This is a genomic window from Paraburkholderia sp. J76 (genome assembly GCF_905220295.1).
GTDB lineage: Bacteria > Pseudomonadota > Gammaproteobacteria > Burkholderiales > Burkholderiaceae > Paraburkholderia.
This window is the reverse complement of the sequence record NZ_CAJMZJ010000003.1, coordinates 477,552-493,693: the sequence shown is the minus strand read 5'-3', so window position 1 is coordinate 493,693 and position 16,142 is coordinate 477,552. Positions and strand designations below refer to the sequence as shown.

Below are 16,142 nucleotides of genomic sequence, written 5' to 3'. Positions count from 1 at the left end.
CAACGCGGCTCCACTTCCTGGCTTCCTGGAGATACTCGATGAGAATTGCGCAGATCGCCCCGCTGACCGAATCGGTTCCGCCGAAGCTTTATGGCGGCACCGAGCGCGTCGTGTCGTACATCACCGAAGCGCTGGTCGACCTCGGGCACGACGTCACGCTGTTCGCGAGCGGCGACTCGCTCACGAGCGCGAAGCTCGAACCGGTATGGCCGCGCGCGCTGCGGCTCGACCCCGGCATTCGCGACCGCATCGCGCCGCACATGTTGCTCATGGAAATGGTGCGCCGCCAGGCCGACCAGTTCGACGTGCTGCATTTCCATATGGACTACTACTCGTTTTCGGTGTTCAAGCGCCAGGAAACGCCGTTTGTGACCACGCTGCACGGCAGGCTCGATCTGCCCGAGCAGCAGCCGGTGTTCGACACGTTCAATACCGCGCCCGTCATTTCGATCTCGAACGCGCAGCGCCAGCCGATGCCGCAGGCGCGCTGGCTGCGTACGGTCTATCACGGCCTGCCCGAGATGCTTTACACGCCGCAGCCCGTGGAGCAGCGCTATCTGGCGTTTCTCGGCCGCATTTCACCGGAAAAGCGTGTCGACACGGCAATACGCATTGCGGGGCGCTGCGGACTGCCCATCCGCATCGCCGCGAAGGTCGACGAAGCCGACCGCGAGTATTTCGAGCGCGACATCAGGCCGTTGCTCGCGCTGCCGCACGTCGAGTATGTGGGCGAAATCAACGATAGCCAGAAGGCCGAATTCCTCTCCGGCGCGCATGCGCTGCTGTTCCCGATCGACTGGCCGGAGCCGTTCGGCCTCGTGATGATCGAGGCGATGGCATGCGGTACGCCGGTGGTCGCGTTCAACCGCGGCGCGGTGCCGGAGGTGGTGGAAGAGGGCGTGACGGGCTTTATCGTCGAGGACGAGATCGGTGCCGTGGCGGCCGTGAATCGCCTCCCGCGCGTTTCGCGTGCGGGCGTGCGGCGCCGCTTCGAAGAGCGTTTCACCTCGCACCGCATGGCGCAGGAATACGTGCAGGCTTATGAGGCGGTGATACGCGCGAACAAGCGCTCGCGCTTCAAGGTGATCGATACGTCCGCTAGCTGAGCCCGCCAACGCCTGGGCGGCGTTAGAGGTTGAGTCTCGTGATCTTCGTGCCGCCGAGCGAGAGGTCGCCGATCAGCCCGCTGTTGGTGAGCACGAAGACCTGCACGGGCCGGGTGGCCGTGGTGGTGTCGATCGAGCCGTTCGCGCCGACTTTCACGAGCGCGACCGAGGCGTCGCCGCCCGCCGACCAGCCGCTCGAATTGCGGAATTTCGCGAGCGAGTCTCCCGTCATGAAGAGATAAATGACGGATTTCGACTGCACGCCAAGCGTTGCGCCGACCGAAGCCGACGACGTGCTGTAGAAGCCAACCGTGCTGCCGCCCACGCGCAGCGCGCCGTCGCCGTGCTCGCCGCCCACGCCGATGCCGGCCTGGATCACGCGCGGAAACACGAGAATGCCGCGAGCCTTGCCGACCAGTTCGCGCGAACCCGGCACGGACTGATAGAGGCGCGAGAGCGTCGCGTCGACATCGGAGTTGATCGCCTGGGCGCGCGACGCGTTGCTTGCCGCGCTGGGTGCCTGGCTGCCGGTGGTGGTGCAGCCCGAGAGCGCCGCGACGCCGAGCGCGATCGCGACAGAAGCCTTCAAAAAGATGCGAGATGCGGTCATCTTGTTCTCCGTTCTGGTTTGCGCGCCGTAATGTCATGGCGCCCATCTGTTATACCCGAACGGTTTGGTCCGCACTTTGATGCTGCGCAGCACACATGCTGTGTCGCCGCCTATGCTCAAAAAACTAATGTTCCGGCACTGGCTTGCCGGCAGGCCGCCGCAGGGCGCGCTTCACCCCGCCGATCAGCAAGCCGGTCGCCAGCAGCACCATGGCGGGAACCACCCAGTAACCGACGAACGCGTGCCACAGGTAGCCGGCGAGGGTCATGCGTCGCACGGCGTATTCGTTGCGTGCTTCCTGCTGACGCTGCGCGTTCGCCGCGAGCACAGTGGCGGGGCAACCGGCCGCACGCGCCGTATCGGGCGTGCCGTGGCAGCGCAGCGCGACGCCGGCGTCACGCTCGGCGTCGGTGAAGGTCCAGGTGGTCAGCGCGCGTTGCAAGTCCGCGCGGTTGTACGCCATCTCGTCCTGAGCCTCGCGCACCGCGACGATCATCACCGGCACGAGCCAGAAAGTGATCACCATGAGCCAGCGGCGAAACCAGCGGTTCTTGTGTCTCCATGCCATCTGCGCCTCCGTTCGATGCCTTTGGCATCAACGTCAACGCGGCAGTCCGACGGCTGATTGGGTGATTTTGCAGGGAGGGCCGCCGCTCCAGCCATCATAGGAGAAAAACGGCGCGGCCGAATGGGGACGATCGGCGAATCCACACGGTTTCGCGCGCGCCTTCGACGATGATTCGCACAACCGAACACATGCGCACGCTCGCATCGAGGAAACGCTGCAACGCACAAAACCGGCGCATAAAAAAGCGCGCCGCAGCAAACGCTGCGGCGCGCGGATCGTCTCGTTGCAGACGCATGCGGGCGGCGGTGGCCCGAACGCGCTTCGCTTAGCTCTTCGTCGAGAGGCACGTCTTCATGAATGCCTTGCGGTCGTCGCCCTTTTTGTCGCCGGCCTGGGCGTTGCACGCCTTCATGCGCTCCTGCTGGGTCATCGTCGGAGCCGGGGCGCCCGCGGCGGAGAGGCATTGCTTCATGAACGCCTTGCGGTCGTCGCCTTTCTTGTCGCCGGCCTGGGTGTTACAGACATTCATCTTGTTCTGCTGGCTGTTTGCCGCGGGCGCGGCGGTTTGTGCGAACGCCGGCGCGGCCAGCACGCCGCCCAGCACGATTGCAGCAATGACGGATTGCATCTTCATCGTTCACTCCCTTGAATTTGGACGTTCTGAGTCGCCGTGCGGCCAGGCCGTGCATGGCCGGTGCGCCTTGCGCGCGCCGCCATTATGGCAAAGCCGCCATTAAAACGACGCGGCAGCGTATTCGGTTGACGCGCGCACTGCTGCACAATGTCCACTATCGGCCGCCAGCCCAGTCCGACGCGGCCTCAACAGCACGGAGAACGCGCATGCATTACCTCCTGATGTACGAACTCGCCGACGATTACCTCGATCGCCGCCCCGAACACCGCAGCGAGCATCTGACGCTCGCGTGGGCCGCCGCCGAACGCGGCGAGTTGCTGCTCGCCGGGGCGGTTGCCGACCCGGTGGACAGCGCGCTGCTGCTTTTCCAGGGCGACAGCCCGGCCGCCGCCGAAGCGTTCGCACGCGCCGACCCTTACGTGCGCGCGGGGCTCGTGAAGCGCTGGCGCGTGCGGCCCTGGCAAACGGTGGTGGGCGAAGCGGCTTCGAATCCAGTGCGATAAGGCGCCAGGGCAATCGACGGCGGCACGGCGGGCGAGGCTCAGAGCGGCGCCTCGCCATTGGCGTTGTCGGCCGCCGCCTGGGTCAGCAGGTCGCGCACGGTGTCGTCGCTGACCTGATCGAAGTCGAGATAGAACTGGCCGACGCTGTAAAACGCCTCGGGCATGCGCGCGCAAACGAATTCGTCCACCGCGCCGCCGAGCCTCTCCTGCGAGCCCGCGGGCGCGACCGGAAGCGCCGCGACGATGCGCGCGGGGCCGAGCGTGGCGAGCGCTAGCGCCGCGGCCTTCAGCGACGCGCCCGTGGCCATGCCGTCGTCGACGACAATCGCCACACGGCCCGCCACCGCAAGCGGGGCGCGCTCGCCGCGATAGCGCGCCTCGCGGCGGCCAAGCTCGATACGTGCGAGCGCCATGGCGCTCTGCAACTGCGCTTCGCTCACGCCGGCGCTGCGCACGAGCGAGCTGTCCACATACTGCGCGCCGTTCGAAGACAGCGCGCCCATGGCGAGTTCAGCCTGCCAGGGCAGGCCGAGCTTGCACACGGGCAAGACATCGAGCGGCACGCGCAGCGCCTTCGCGACCTCGTAGCCGACCGGCACGCCGCCGCGCGGAAGCGCAAGCACGATCACGTCGCGTCGGGCCGCGTAGGGCGATAGCGGACCGGCGAGCAAACGGCCCGCGTCGCGGCGATCGGTAAAGGGGCGTTCCATGAGAAGGTCCTCCCGTCTCGTTGCATGGCGGCCTGCCGCGCAACGATGCGTTCAGTTTGCCACTCGCGGCCACACGCTGCTGGCAAAAGAGGCGGCCGCGGCATGCATGCCACCGCCAGCGCGATCCAAAGCCGGGCGGCGCTCATTTGCATACGCGGATTTCTCGTTTGGCGCGCGCGCGGCGCCTCGCTACGATGAAGTCGATCCCGCCACCGTCGAGGTCTTGCCATGTCCGAATCCGCCTCCTTCAATCCGCGCGTCGTCGAACCGGTTGTGCCCGATGCACCTGACGGCCTCGGGCTCGCCGTCGAATTATGGCTCGCGCGCCCGGTAGACGGCATCGCGGGCAGGGCGCTGCGCATTCATCTGCGTCACGGCGCGCGCATGGAGCAGGCCGAGACGCTGCGCGATCTGCTCCATGCGGTCGGCACGGCCATCGTGGTTTCCTGACGGCCCTGTCGGTCCTGCTGATCCTGTTGCAGCGCTCAATCGAGCGGCGTGGCAAAGAGCGCGTCGAGCAGGTTCGACGACGACGTGTCGGCGAGGCGCGTAAGCGATTCGATCATGCGCACCTGGCAATCCACGAGCGGCAGCATGCGAATGCGCCGCGATTCGCCGAATTCCGCGTGCGCGATCACGCCTGCGCCTACGCCCTGCGCGATGGCCGTTTGCAGCGCCTCGCGGCCATCCACGTAGAGCACCGGCTGGACCTGCAAGCCTTTGCGCACCAGCTCGGCTTCGAGCAATTGCTGCGTGACCGAATGCGGTTCACGAAACACCATCGGCTCGCGTACGAGGTCCTCGTAAGTCATGCGGCGCTTTTTCGCGGCGTGGCTTTCGGCGGGCACCACCGCGACTAGCGGTTCCTCGCGCAGCACGCGCGCGTGCAGGCGGCTATGCACCTGGCGCGCGGCCGTGATCGCGGCGTCGGCTTCGCTCGCAAGGACGCGGCGCATGCATTCGGTCGCATTCGCAATCGAAAGCTTGATCACGACGCCAGGGTAGCGCCGCCTGAATGCGCCGATCAGCTTGATGGCGAGATCGGGCGCGTCGGCGACGAGGGCAAGCTCGCCCGATTCGAGCGCGCCTGCCGCTTCCAGCAACCGCCGCGCGTCGCGCTCGCAGCCCACCATTTGACGCGTGACCGTAAAGAGCCGCCGCCCGAGTTCGGTGAGTTCCACGCCGCGCGGCCCGCGCTCGAAAAGTTTGACCCCGAAATCCTGTTCCAGCCGCCTCACATGGTCGGAGACGGCCGGCTGCGTGAGCGAGAGCGCCTGCGCCGCGCGAGAAAACCCGCCGTGCTCGGCGACCGCGTGAAAAGCCCGCAACTGCGCGTATTGCATGTCCAGGCGCTCCCTCGAGGTGAGATAAGTTCAGTTTATATCGGCATCGATTATATCGATTTTACCGATGGGAAACGCTGCGCTAAGGTGGCGCCATCGACTGTCCCGATGCCCCCTGGAGCCCGCATGACCGCCCCCGCCGCCCCCTATCTTCTTACGCCCGGACCGCTTACCACGGCGGCTTCGACCAAGGCCGCGATGCAGCGCGACTGGGGCTCGTGGGACGCTGACTTTCGCGCGATGACCGCGCAGTTGCGCGCCGCGCTGCTCCAGATCGCGGGCGATGTGCACGGCGAATACGACTGTGTGCCGCTGCAGGGCAGCGGCAGCTATTGCGTCGAGGCGATGCTCGGCAGCTTCGTGCCGCGCGACGGTCACGCGCTCGTGCTCGCCAACGGCGCGTACGGCAAGCGCATCGCCACGACGCTGCGCTATCTGGGGCGCCGTTACACCGTGCACGACACCGGCGACTACCTGCCGCCGCTCGCTGGGGACGTCGAGCTTCTGCTGATCGCGAACCCGGACATCACGCATGTCGTCGTCGTGCATTGCGAGACCAGCTCGGGCATCCTGAATCCGATCGAGGAGATCGCGGCTGTGACGGCGCGCCAGGGGCGGCGTCTCCTGATCGACTCGATGAGCGCATTCGGCGCGCTGCCGCTCGACGTGCGCACGCTGCCTTGCGACGCATTCGTTTCGTCGGCGAACAAGTGCATCGAGGGTGTGCCGGGCTTCGGCTTCGTGATCGCAAAGAAAGTAATCCTGAACAATGCCGTGGGCGAGAGCCACTCGCTCGCGCTGGACGTCCACGATCAGTGGGACGTGATGAACCGCACCGGTCAATGGCGCTTCACGCCGCCCACGCACGCGGTGGCCGCATTCATCGAAGCGTTGCGTCTGCACGTGCTGGAAGGCGGTCAGCCCGGGCGGCTCGCGCGCTACACGCGCAACCGCGACGTGCTCGTCGAAGGCATGTGCGGGCTCGGTTTCGAGCCGCTGCTGACCGAGGCCTGGCGTTCGCCCATCATCGTCACGTTCTTTTCGCCGGCCGATCCCGCATTCGATTTCACGCGCTTTTACGAACTGATGAAGGCGCGCGGTTTCATCATCTACCCGGGCAAGCTGACGAGCGTGGAGAGCTTTCGCATCGGCTGTATCGGCGCGCTCGACGAAACCGTCATGCGCCGCGTCGTGGTCGCATGCGGCGAAGCGCTGCGCGTGCTCGGCGTGGCGAGCGCCGCGCCCGCGCCGGTCGATCCCGTCACCCGCGAAGCGCTCGCAGCCTGATGCGCGCATATCTTCAAGACTCCAAACCATCGATGTTCACCAGGACGCATGCAATGAAACACGTCAAGGCAGTGATTTTCGACTGGGCCGGCACCGTGGTCGATTACGGCTCGCGCGCGCCCATGGGCGCCTTTGTCGAGACCTTCGAGCAATTCGGCGTGCCGGTCACGATCGACGAGGCGCGCGGGCCGATGGGCATGGCCAAGCGCCCGCACATCGCGGCGCTGATGGCGCTGCCGCGCGTTGCGGCGGCATGGGAAGCGCGCTACGGCCACGCGCCGGGCGAGGCCGACATCGACGCCGTGTACGACGTCTTCGTGCCGAAGAACGTCGCCGTGGCCGCGCAGTACAGCGACGTGATTCCGGGCGTCGCCGCCGTCACCGCCGCGCTGCGCGCCGACGGCGTGCGCATCGGCTCGACCACGGGCTACACGCGCGAGATCATCGACCGGATCGTGCCGGGCGCAAAGGCGCAGGGCTTCGCGCCGGACAGCATCGTTTGCACGGGCGACACGCCCGAGGGCCGGCCGTCGCCGTACATGATCTATCGCACGCTGCCGCAACTCGGCGTGTGGCTCGCGCGAGACGCCATCAAGGTGGACGACACCGAAGTCGGCATCGAGGAGGGCATCAACGGCGGGACGTGGGCCGTGGGCGTGGCGGTGAGCGGCAACGCCTTCGGGCTGACGGAGGACGAAGTCCACGCGCTCGCGCCCGACGAATTCGCGCGCCGCCGAGTCGGGGCTGTGGAGCGCCTGCGCGCGGCGGGAGCGCACTATGTGATCGACAGCGTCGCGGACCTGCTGCCCGTGGTAAGCGAGATCGAATCGCGGCTTGCGCGCGGCGAGCGGCCGTAAGCCAGCGTGCGCCGGCGTAGGCATAATTCGCGCGGCTCCTGCGAGCGGCGTGGCCGCTTGCGTTACCATGGGCGCCCCTGCCGCCTGACCGCCGCCCATGAAGACGTTTGCGCTTTTCGTCGTGACCGCGCTTGCCGAGATCGTCGGCTGCTATCTGCCTTACCGCTGGTTGCGCGAGGGCGCGAGCGCGTGGCTGCTCGTGCCAGCCGCCGCCTCGCTCGCGCTGTTCGCGTGGCTGCTCACGCTGCATCCCACGGCCGCCGGACGCACCTATGCGGCCTACGGCGGCGTGTATGTCTGCGTGGCGATTCTGTGGCTCTGGATCGTCGAGGCGATCCGGCCAAGCCCGTGGGACTGGGTCGGCATTGCCTTCACGCTGGCCGGCATGGCGCTCATCATGTTCCAGCCGCGTTGAGCGAACTCCCGTTCAGCCGAGCGTATTGACTTGCGGAAACTTGTCGCGGAAGGCCAGCGGCATCGGCACGACCTTTTTCGCCTCGTAGTCGAAGAACACGAAGCCGGATTTCGCCATGGCGATGAGCGCGCCATCGGCGGCCCGCGTGATTCGGAAAATGATGTCGCCGCCGTACTTGTTGAAATCCATGATGCCCACCTCGAAGCACAGCGCGTCGCGCGCGTAGGCTTCGGCGCGATACGTCGTGGCCAGATCGGTCACGATGATGCTCGTGTGCGCGTCCTTCATGCCCTCGATGCCCGCGTCGAACAGAAAACGCGCGCGCGCCTCGGAAATCATCGAGATCATCGAATCGTTGGCGAGGTGATTGGCCGAGTTGATGTCGGTCACGCGCACCGTGAGGTGCGTCGAGTAATAGAACTGATCTTCGGGAAAATGAAGCTCGATGCGGGCCATGATGCGATGCGAAAGGTGGTGGATGGGCGGCGTCGCCGGGGTTGAGCGGCGTGGGCGAGGGGCGTGCTGGCTGCGATTGCCGGACCTCGGGTGCAGGCCCCTGGTTTCAGCACCGTGGTTTCAGCCCCGTGGTTTCAGCCCCGATAGCAGGCGCGATTGTAACGGCTGGCGCGCCGCCTGCCGCGCCAGCCCGGCGCTAGAATGCGTGAGCCTGCCGCAGAAGCTTTCCGGCAATTGGCCGCCGCTTCCGCCGCTTCTCGCCATATCCCATCGATTCCCGCCTTCACCCATATGCCCGACCCTGCATCGCAAATCGTCGCCGACCCCGCCGCTGCGCCGAACGGCCTTCCCATCCTGAGCGGCCATACGGTCGCACTGCACCCGCTTGAGGAGCAGGATGCGCCGCGCCTTCTCGCCGCGGCAGCGGACGGCGAACTCTGGAACCTCAAGGTGACCGTAGTGCCCGGTCCCGCCACCGTCGATGCGTGGATCGCCCGGGCGCTCGATGGCGTGCGCGCGGGCACCGTCATTCCGTTCACGATCCGGCAGCGCGAAAGCGATCGCGTAGTGGGGAGCACGCGTTTCTGGAAGGTCGACCGCGAGAACCGCAAGCTGGAAATCGGCTCGACATGGCTCGCGGCCTCGGCGCAGCGCACCCTCGTCAATACGGAGGCGAAATTCCTGATGTTGCGCTATGCCTTCGAAACGCTCGGCTGCGTGCGCGTGCAATTCACGACCGATGTGCTCAATGAGAAGTCGCGCGCCGCGATCCAGCGCCTCGGCGCGAAAGAAGAGGGCGTGGTGCGCCGCGAGCGCATCATGCCGGATGGTCGCAAGCGCGACTCCGTACGCTTTAGCATCATCGAGGACGAGTGGCCCGACGTGAAGGCGGCCCTTTGGCGCCGTCTGCACCCGGCCGGTTGAGCGCCTGAGCGCCGACCGCCCGGGCGCGCTAGCGCAGCCGTTCAGGGGGCGCTTCGGGCGGCGGGTCGCCTTGGGGAATCGGCGGCGGTTCGGGGTCCGGCACGGTGGGCGCGGGCGGACGACGGGGGTTGTCAGGCTCCTCGGTTGGCAGATGAGCCTCCAGCGCGCTTTGGCATTGAGCGGCGAGAAGGTTGTTCGAACGCATAGGCTCTCCAGGATTGGGGACGCGCGCCCGGCGCGGCCATTGCGGGCCCCGGTGGCGCAAATCCCTGTGAATTCATGTAACTGGCGGGGTCGCAAACGCCGTGCCGTGCTGCGAGTGCGCCGCACGCCCATGCGCCGGTACGCGGGTTGCTGTCCTGCAAGGCAGGAGCTTAGCCATCAACCTGATATCGGACCGTGGCGCGCCTCCTAACCAGAGGCCTGCGCAGTCCCTTTCTTACTGGGGGAGGATCATCAGCCATGCACACCCCGCCGACGAAGGCTATCGCGGGCGGCGCGCTTGCTCTCTCGCTCGTTCTGGAAGGGGCCGCGGCACGCGCGCAGGACAACACCGGCGCGGACCGCCCGACCACAGCGCCCACGACCGAGTCGAGCGGAGCGAAGGCCAACGGCGTTTATCCGCCGCCGGCCCAGGGCGTCGAACGAGGCGCGGCCGCCAGCCAGGCCGCGCAGACCACGCGAACGACGCATTCCTCGAACCCTAAACCGCATCGCGCAAGCAAGCCGGTGGCCGGCGCGGCTAACGCGCCGGCCGCGGCAAGCGGCGGCGATGCGAAGGAGTAAAACGATGCACGAAAATCGCGCCTTTCATTTTCCGCGCAATTTGCGCGAAAGCCGTCCGGCTCAACGCGAAAGCGGCGTCGAAACATTCCTTTTGCCCGAGCACGGATGGGTGCCGAACAACGCCCGGCTTCCGGTCATCGTCTATCGACGCGTGCTTACGCCGGGCGCCCAGGACCTCGCACAGGCGTTCAACGATCGTTTCGAGGCCAACGGCTGGCCCGTGCAATGGCACGACGGCGTGTTCGATTACCACCATTTCCACTCCACGGCGCACGAGGTGCTGGGCGTCTTCGCCGGCACGGCCGAATTGATTCTCGGTGGTCCGGGCGGACGCGTGGTGCGCGTGCATGCGGGGGACGCGCTACTGCTGCCCGCCGGCACCGGGCATTGTCTGCTTTCGCTCGCCGGCGGCTTTCGGGTGGCGGGCGGCTATCCGCGTGGGCAGCAGTGGGACATTCGCCGCGCCGCGCTGACGCCGGCCGAGTTGCGCGCCATGCAGTCGCTGCCGTATCCCGCGAGCGATCCTCTTTATGGCAAACAAGGACCGCTGATCGAGCACTGGCTAGCACAGGCTTGAAAGCGGGGTTAAAAGCGGGGTTAAAAGCGGGGATGAACGCGGGGATGAACGCGGGGATGAACGCGGGGATGAACGCGGGGAGGGTCGGGCACAGCGCTTGCAGCGGCGCGGTATTCACCGTCTATTCACACAAGGGAGGGGATACCATGACGACACAATCGAATCGCCCGCTGAATTCGCGTCGCCCGGCTCGCCGCGGGGCATCTGCGCTTGTTGTCGCGCTTGGATGCGCTTTCGGTGGCGCGCTGGGCCTGCCGTCGGCGGCGATGGCCCAGGGCGCTCCGCAATCGATCGCCGTTCAGCGCATGGCGACGGTACAGTCCGGCACGGGCTTTCGCGCGTCGAAGCTCGTGGGCTCCGATGTCTACGACAATAGCGGCAACAAGATCGGCGCCATCGACGACATCGTGCTCGAATCGCCCAACGAAGGCGCCTTCGCGATTCTCTCGGTGGGCGGCTTTCTCGGCATGGGCAAACATCTCGTAGCCGTGCCGTTCAACGATCTGCGCATCGACAGAAAACAGATCGTACTGCAGACAGACAAGGCGCAACTGAAGGCTTTGCCCGAGTTCAATTACGCGCACGATTGACGCTCGCGTGCGCAAGCGTCCTTGCCTGAAGTCAAGCCGCCCGGCGCCTTAGCCGAAAGTCCTATTGCGCGCCCCCCGTCCGCACACCATAGTGGACAGATGCCTCGCGGGAGGCATCTCACGGGGAGCGATTCAATGGCGAAGAAAGAGGCAGTCAACGCCGCCGCGCGCGGGGCGCAGCCGCTGGAAAAACTCAGCGAAAAAGCTTATCAGAAGGAACTGAAGCACTTGCATGGCGAACTCGTTCGCTTGCAGGAGTGGGTGGTCCAGAAGCGGCTGCGCGTGTGCATCCTGTTCGAGGGCCGCGACGGCGCCGGCAAGGGCGGCACGATCAAGGCGCTCACCGAGCGCGTGAGCCCGCGCGTGTTTCGCGTCTTCGCGCTGCCCGCGCCCACGGAGCGCGAGAAGTCGCAAATGTATTTCCAGCGTTATCTGCCGCTGCTTCCCGCCGCGGGCGAGATCGTGGTGTTCGACCGTAGCTGGTACAACCGCGCGGGCGTCGAGCGCGTGATGGGCTTTTGCACCCATGAACAGGCGACGGAATTTTTGCGCGGCGTGCCGCTCATCGAGCGCGCCATCATCGAGTCGGGCACGATCCTCATCAAGTTCTGGCTCGAAGTGAGCCCGAAAGAACAAACCCGGCGGCTCGAAGGCCGCATCAACGATCCGCGCAAGGTCTGGAAGCTTTCGCCCATGGACCTCCTCTCGTATAGCCGCTGGTACGACTATTCACGCGCGCGCGACGAGATGTTCGACATGACGGATACGCGAGAATCTCCATGGTTCGTTGTCCGATCCGATGACAAGAAGCGCGCGCGTCTGAACGTCATCAACCATATCCTGAACACCATTCCCTACAAGGCGCTGCCGCGCGAGAAGGTCACGCTGCCCGAGCGCCAGAAACCGCAAGGCTACCGCGACCCGGACTACTCCTACCAGTACGTCGAAGAAAAGTACTGAGCGGCGGCGCGCACCATCACCCCACGCACCGATGCACGCACCGGCGCGCCTTGTCGTCGCGCCGGCTGGAACCGCACTATCATCACGATTGCACGCTCACGAGGGTTAAGCCATGGCCGATCTGTTGCTGGGAAATATCGACGAACACGTCACCGACGCCGAAATCAACGAGTTTCTGGAGCGCTACGGTTTCCCGCCATACGACGCGATCCAGCGCATCGAAGGGGCGGGGCGCCCCGGCGCGCTGCTCACTTTCCACGCCGCGAGCGAAGAGGGATTGCGCCGCTTGCAGAGCCGCATTAACAACCTGTTCTGGCGCGAACACACCATCAGCGCCCAGGTCATGCCGCCGGCTCGCGAGGAATAGGCGCACGCAGGCGCGGTGTGCGCGCTGCATTTTTCAGGCGCCGGTTCGAGGTCCATGCGGCGCCGGGTTCGCCACTCACACTGGTTTCCCTGAATTGTTCGATGCGCATCGGCTCCGGCACCATCAGGTCACACGAACCTGCAAGGGCCCCTGCAACGAAATGAGTGAAACTGTTCCCGCTTCCGTTCCCGCCTGGACGCCCACGCCGCAGCAAGTCGAATCGGCCCGCATGACCGAGTTCATGAATTGGCTCGGCGAAACGCGCGGCCTTGCGTTCGACGACTACGACGCGCTATGGCGCTGGTCCGTCGACGACGTCGATGCCTTCTGGTGCGCGCTGTGGGACTGGGCGCAGATTCCCTCGCGCGAGCCGCGCGGCGCGGCGCTCGCCGACGCCGCGATGCCGGGCGCACGCTGGTTTCCGGGCGTCGAACTGAACTACGTCGAGCGGGCGTTTCAGCTAGCGAGCGACGCAATGCCCGCGATCGTGGCGCGCAGCGAGAGCGGCCCCATGGCCGGGCGCACGCGCGAACTAAGCTGGGAGGAATTGCGCCGCCAGGTCGCGGCTTGCGCGGCCACGCTGCGGCGCATGGGCGTCGCACGCGGCGACCGGGTGGCGGCTTTCATGCCGAACACGCCCGAGACCATCGTGGCATTTCTCGCCACGGCGAGCGTCGGCGCGATCTGGTCGGTGTGCTCGCCCGACATGGGGCCGCTCGTGGTACTCGACCGCTTCCGCCAGATCGCGCCCAAGGTGCTGTTCGCGGTGGACGGCTATCGCTACGGCGGCAAGCCGCACGACCGGCGCGAGCTGATTCACCATCTGCTGCGCGAATTGCCGGGCGTGACGCACTTCGTGTTCGTCCCGCATCTCGACCCGGAAGCGAGCGCGAAGGAATATCCGCAGGCCACGGCGTGGCGCGATGCAATCGCTGGAAACGTGCCGCTGCAAATCGAGAGCGTGCCGTTCGACCATCCGCTGTGGATCGTCTATTCGTCGGGCACGACAGGCATGCCGAAGGCCATCGTGCATTCGCACGGCGGCATCGTGGTGGAGCACGTGAAGCTCACCGCGCTGCATCTCGACCTGAGCCCTGGCGACCGCTTCCACTGGTACGCGAGCACCAACTGGATCATGTGGAACTGCCAGGTGAGCGGCCTGCTCGCTGGCGCAACACTTTGCCTCTTCGACGGCAACCCCACGTACCCCGATGCGCAGGCGCTGTGGCGCTTCGTGGGCGAGACGGGCGTCACGTTCTTCGGCGCGGGAGCCGCATATTTCCAGGGATGCCTGAAGTCCGGCGTCGAGCCGCGTGCCGCGGCGGACCTCTCGCGCCTGCGCGCAGTCGGCTCGACCGGCTCGCCGCTTCCGCCCGAAGCGTACGCGTGGATACTTGAGCACGTCGGCCCGGTGTGGATCGACGCGATTTCGGGCGGCACCGACTTCGCGGGCTGTTTCCTCGCCGGCGTGCCGACCATGCCGGTCTACTCCGGCGAGATGCAGTGCCGATGCCTGGGCGCGCGAGTCGAGGCATTCGATGAAGCCGGGCAGGCGCGCATCGACGAAGTCGGCGAACTGGTCTGCACGGCGCCCATGCCTTCGATGCCGCTTTACTTCTGGCGCGACGAAGCGAACCGGCGCTATCGCGAAAGCTACTTCGACATGTTTCCGGGCATCTGGCGCCACGGCGACTGGCTGCGCATCACGCGTAGAGGCGGCGCGATCATCTACGGCCGCTCGGACGCGACCATCAACCGCCACGGCATTCGCATGGGCACGAGCGAGCTGTATCGCGCGGTGGAGTCGGTGCCCGAGGTGCTGGACAGCCTCGTGGTCGATCTGGAGTACCTGGGGCGCGCTTCGTCGATGCCGCTCTTCGTCGTGCTGCGCCCGGGCGTCGAGCTGGACGAGGCGCTCGCGCAGCGCATTCGTGCACGCGTGCGCGAATCGCTCTCGGCGCGCCACGTGCCCGACGAGATCCATCAGGTCCAGGCCGTTCCGCGCACGCTCTCGGGCAAGAAGATGGAGGTGCCGATCAAGCGGCTCCTGCTCGGGCAGCCGCTGGAGAAAGTGGCCAATCCGGACACCATGGCCAACCCGGAAAGTCTCGCGTGGTTTGCGGCGTTTGCGCGAGCGAGGAGCTGTGCGCGGTAGGCGGGGCTTCCCAGCGCCGATTTAGCCGCGCCGATTTAGAATGGCGCGCGGGCAGACCCGGTTCTGCCCGTTTTTGCGGCCTCCCATCGTCAACGCATGCCATCGCCTAGCGCCACCGTTCCCATCTCGCTCGTCAACGGCTTTCTCGCCGGCGCCGGCGCCGAGCCCGCCGTGATCCGCCGCTATCTCAACGAGGCGGGCATCGCGCTCGAACTGCTCGCCAAGCCGGGCGGGCGCGTAACGGAAGAGCAGTTTTCCACGCTTTACCAGACGCTCGCCATCGAACTCGACGACGAGATGCCCGGCATCTTCACCCGGCCGCTGCGCAGCGGCACGCTCAAGTTTCTCTGCCTGAGCCTGCTCGATGCGCGCAACCTCGAAACGGCGCTGCATCGCTTCGACCAGTTCTTCCATATCGTGCTCGACGATTTCCGGCTCGAATCGCGCCGCCAGGGGCTCGTGGCGCAGGTGACGTTACGCGCCAATCCGGCGTGCGGCGACATCGGCCCGCTCGGCCAGGAACTGACGCTCAAGCTCGCGCACGGCGTATCGTCCTGGCTGATCGGCCAGCGCATTCCGCTTTTGGAGGTCGATTTCGCCTGTGCGCAGCCGCCGCACGCACTCGATCACCGCTACTTCTTCCATGGACCCGTGCGCTTTGGCTGCGAGGCCACGCTCATGCGCTTTAGCGCGGCCTATCTCGACATGCCGATCCGCCAGAGCAAGCGCAATCTGCGCGCGTTTCTCGCGCGCTCGCCCGGCGACTGGATCTTCGAGACCTTCAGCGAACAGCTCGTGAGCCATCACGTGCGTCAGTATCTGGCCGCGCAACTGCCCGATCTGCCGACCATCGAAGAGGCGGCCGGCCATCTGCACTGCTCGGTGCGTACGCTCTGCCGGCGCCTCGCCACCGAGGAGACCACGTTCCAGGCGCTCAAGGACGAATTGCGCCGCGACGTGGCGATCCAGCGCCTCACCGACACCCAGGACACGATCGCGGCCATTGGCGGCGATCTGGGTTTCGATGATCCGAGCGCCTTCCACCGCGCCTTTCGCCATTGGACGGGCAGCACGCCCGGCACCTACCGCCGCCGCGGCTGAGCGTCGCCCGGCTTTGGGCAGCCCCGCACAAAAAGAGGTCGCCCACCCATGATGGGTGGGCCCAGCAGCCGACAGCGTGGCCAGAATTGTCACCATGTGGTCCGGTTTGGACAGTGGCATGGCGACCCGTTGACGCTACGATCCGTCCTGTACTGCCGCGAAGCGGCCACGCTGGCATCTCCGATATCTCGTG

The 16,142-nt window shown here is 66.4% G+C and carries 20 protein-coding genes; 14 read left to right on the top strand and 6 right to left on the bottom strand.

The features are described 5' to 3' along the window. Positions 1 to 38: 38 nt before the first annotated feature. Positions 39 to 1,106 carry a glycosyltransferase family 4 protein gene (locus U5768_RS08810; RefSeq protein WP_322029981.1) on the top strand — a complete coding sequence of 356 codons (1,068 nt, stop codon included), beginning with the start codon at positions 39 to 41 and terminating at the stop codon, positions 1,104 to 1,106. Between the two features lie 22 nt (positions 1,107 to 1,128). Here U5768_RS08810 and U5768_RS08805 read toward each other — a convergent pair whose 3' ends face one another. From U5768_RS08805 to U5768_RS08795, 3 genes are all read right to left on the bottom strand, one after another. Then, entirely contained in the window at positions 1,129 to 1,716 is a 588-nt protein-coding gene (locus U5768_RS08805; RefSeq protein WP_322029980.1) for a YSC84-related protein, read from the bottom strand. A gap of 124 nt (positions 1,717 to 1,840) precedes the next feature. Continuing rightward, on the bottom strand, positions 1,841 to 2,284 hold the full coding sequence (locus tag U5768_RS08800) for a hypothetical protein (RefSeq protein ID WP_322029979.1): 444 nt from the start codon (positions 2,282 to 2,284) through the stop codon (positions 1,841 to 1,843). A gap of 325 nt (positions 2,285 to 2,609) precedes the next feature. Further along, complete coding sequence (locus U5768_RS08795) at positions 2,610 to 2,918, bottom strand: PsiF family protein (RefSeq protein ID WP_322029978.1); 309 nt, start codon at positions 2,916 to 2,918, stop codon at positions 2,610 to 2,612. A gap of 206 nt (positions 2,919 to 3,124) precedes the next feature. On the opposite strand from U5768_RS08795, the gene U5768_RS08790 reads away from it, so the two are divergent. Then, on the top strand, positions 3,125 to 3,421 hold the full coding sequence (locus U5768_RS08790; protein WP_322029977.1) for a YciI-like protein: 297 nt from the start codon (positions 3,125 to 3,127) through the stop codon (positions 3,419 to 3,421). 38 nt (positions 3,422 to 3,459) lie between these two features. Here the strand turns inward: U5768_RS08790 and U5768_RS08785 are convergent, their stop codons facing one another. Continuing rightward, on the bottom strand, positions 3,460 to 4,131 hold the full coding sequence (locus U5768_RS08785) for a phosphoribosyltransferase (RefSeq protein WP_322029976.1): 672 nt from the start codon (positions 4,129 to 4,131) through the stop codon (positions 3,460 to 3,462). A 228-nt stretch (positions 4,132 to 4,359) separates the two neighbouring features. Between U5768_RS08785 and U5768_RS08780 the strand changes: the two genes are divergently transcribed. Continuing rightward, the gene (locus tag U5768_RS08780) at positions 4,360 to 4,581 is read left to right on the top strand and encodes a hypothetical protein (RefSeq protein WP_133186069.1); all 222 of its coding nucleotides are present in this window, start codon (positions 4,360 to 4,362) and stop codon (positions 4,579 to 4,581) included. 35 nt (positions 4,582 to 4,616) lie between these two features. Here U5768_RS08780 and U5768_RS08775 read toward each other — a convergent pair whose 3' ends face one another. Continuing rightward, positions 4,617 to 5,474 carry a LysR substrate-binding domain-containing protein gene (locus U5768_RS08775; protein ID WP_322029975.1) on the bottom strand — a complete coding sequence of 286 codons (858 nt, stop codon included), beginning with the start codon at positions 5,472 to 5,474 and terminating at the stop codon, positions 4,617 to 4,619. Between the two features lie 126 nt (positions 5,475 to 5,600). On the opposite strand from U5768_RS08775, the gene U5768_RS08770 reads away from it, so the two are divergent. From U5768_RS08770 to U5768_RS08760, 3 genes are all read left to right on the top strand, one after another. Further along, entirely contained in the window at positions 5,601 to 6,761 is a 1,161-nt protein-coding gene (locus U5768_RS08770; protein ID WP_322029974.1) for a 2-aminoethylphosphonate--pyruvate transaminase, read from the top strand. A 53-nt stretch (positions 6,762 to 6,814) separates the two neighbouring features. Continuing rightward, positions 6,815 to 7,618 carry a phosphonoacetaldehyde hydrolase gene (gene phnX, locus U5768_RS08765; protein WP_322029973.1) on the top strand — a complete coding sequence of 268 codons (804 nt, stop codon included), beginning with the start codon at positions 6,815 to 6,817 and terminating at the stop codon, positions 7,616 to 7,618. 97 nt (positions 7,619 to 7,715) lie between these two features. Further along, entirely contained in the window at positions 7,716 to 8,033 is a 318-nt protein-coding gene (locus U5768_RS08760; RefSeq protein WP_322029972.1) for a YnfA family protein, read from the top strand. Positions 8,034 to 8,045: 12 nt separating this feature from the next. Here the strand turns inward: U5768_RS08760 and U5768_RS08755 are convergent, their stop codons facing one another. Then, complete coding sequence (locus U5768_RS08755; protein ID WP_322029971.1) at positions 8,046 to 8,489, bottom strand: thioesterase family protein; 444 nt, start codon at positions 8,487 to 8,489, stop codon at positions 8,046 to 8,048. A gap of 291 nt (positions 8,490 to 8,780) precedes the next feature. Between U5768_RS08755 and U5768_RS08750 the strand changes: the two genes are divergently transcribed. The 8 genes from U5768_RS08750 to U5768_RS08715 all read left to right on the top strand — a co-directional run bounded on the left by U5768_RS08750 (position 8,781) and on the right by U5768_RS08715 (position 15,949). After that, entirely contained in the window at positions 8,781 to 9,413 is a 633-nt protein-coding gene (locus tag U5768_RS08750) for a GNAT family protein (protein ID WP_322029970.1), read from the top strand. Between the two features lie 462 nt (positions 9,414 to 9,875). Further along, on the top strand, positions 9,876 to 10,199 hold the full coding sequence (locus U5768_RS08745; protein ID WP_322029969.1) for a hypothetical protein: 324 nt from the start codon (positions 9,876 to 9,878) through the stop codon (positions 10,197 to 10,199). 4 nt (positions 10,200 to 10,203) lie between these two features. Further along, entirely contained in the window at positions 10,204 to 10,776 is a 573-nt protein-coding gene (locus tag U5768_RS08740) for a cupin domain-containing protein (protein ID WP_322029968.1), read from the top strand. Next, positions 10,773 to 11,366, top strand: coding sequence for a PRC-barrel domain-containing protein (locus tag U5768_RS08735; protein WP_322029967.1), 594 nt, complete (start codon positions 10,773 to 10,775; stop codon positions 11,364 to 11,366). The genes U5768_RS08740 and U5768_RS08735 overlap by 4 nt, the downstream gene beginning before the upstream one ends. 135 nt (positions 11,367 to 11,501) lie before the next feature. Further along, positions 11,502 to 12,326 (top strand): polyphosphate kinase 2, encoded by an 825-nt coding sequence (ppk2, locus tag U5768_RS08730; RefSeq protein ID WP_322029966.1) that lies wholly within the window; start codon positions 11,502 to 11,504, stop codon positions 12,324 to 12,326. Positions 12,327 to 12,438: 112 nt separating this feature from the next. After that, positions 12,439 to 12,693: an RNA-binding protein gene (locus tag U5768_RS08725; protein ID WP_322029965.1), complete on the top strand. Its 255-nt coding sequence runs from the start codon at positions 12,439 to 12,441 to the stop codon at positions 12,691 to 12,693. Between the two features lie 160 nt (positions 12,694 to 12,853). Next, entirely contained in the window at positions 12,854 to 14,848 is a 1,995-nt protein-coding gene (locus tag U5768_RS08720; protein ID WP_322029964.1) for an acetoacetate--CoA ligase, read from the top strand. A gap of 96 nt (positions 14,849 to 14,944) precedes the next feature. Further along, on the top strand, positions 14,945 to 15,949 hold the full coding sequence (locus tag U5768_RS08715; protein WP_322029963.1) for an AraC family transcriptional regulator: 1,005 nt from the start codon (positions 14,945 to 14,947) through the stop codon (positions 15,947 to 15,949). Positions 15,950 to 16,142: the final 193 nt, after the last annotated feature.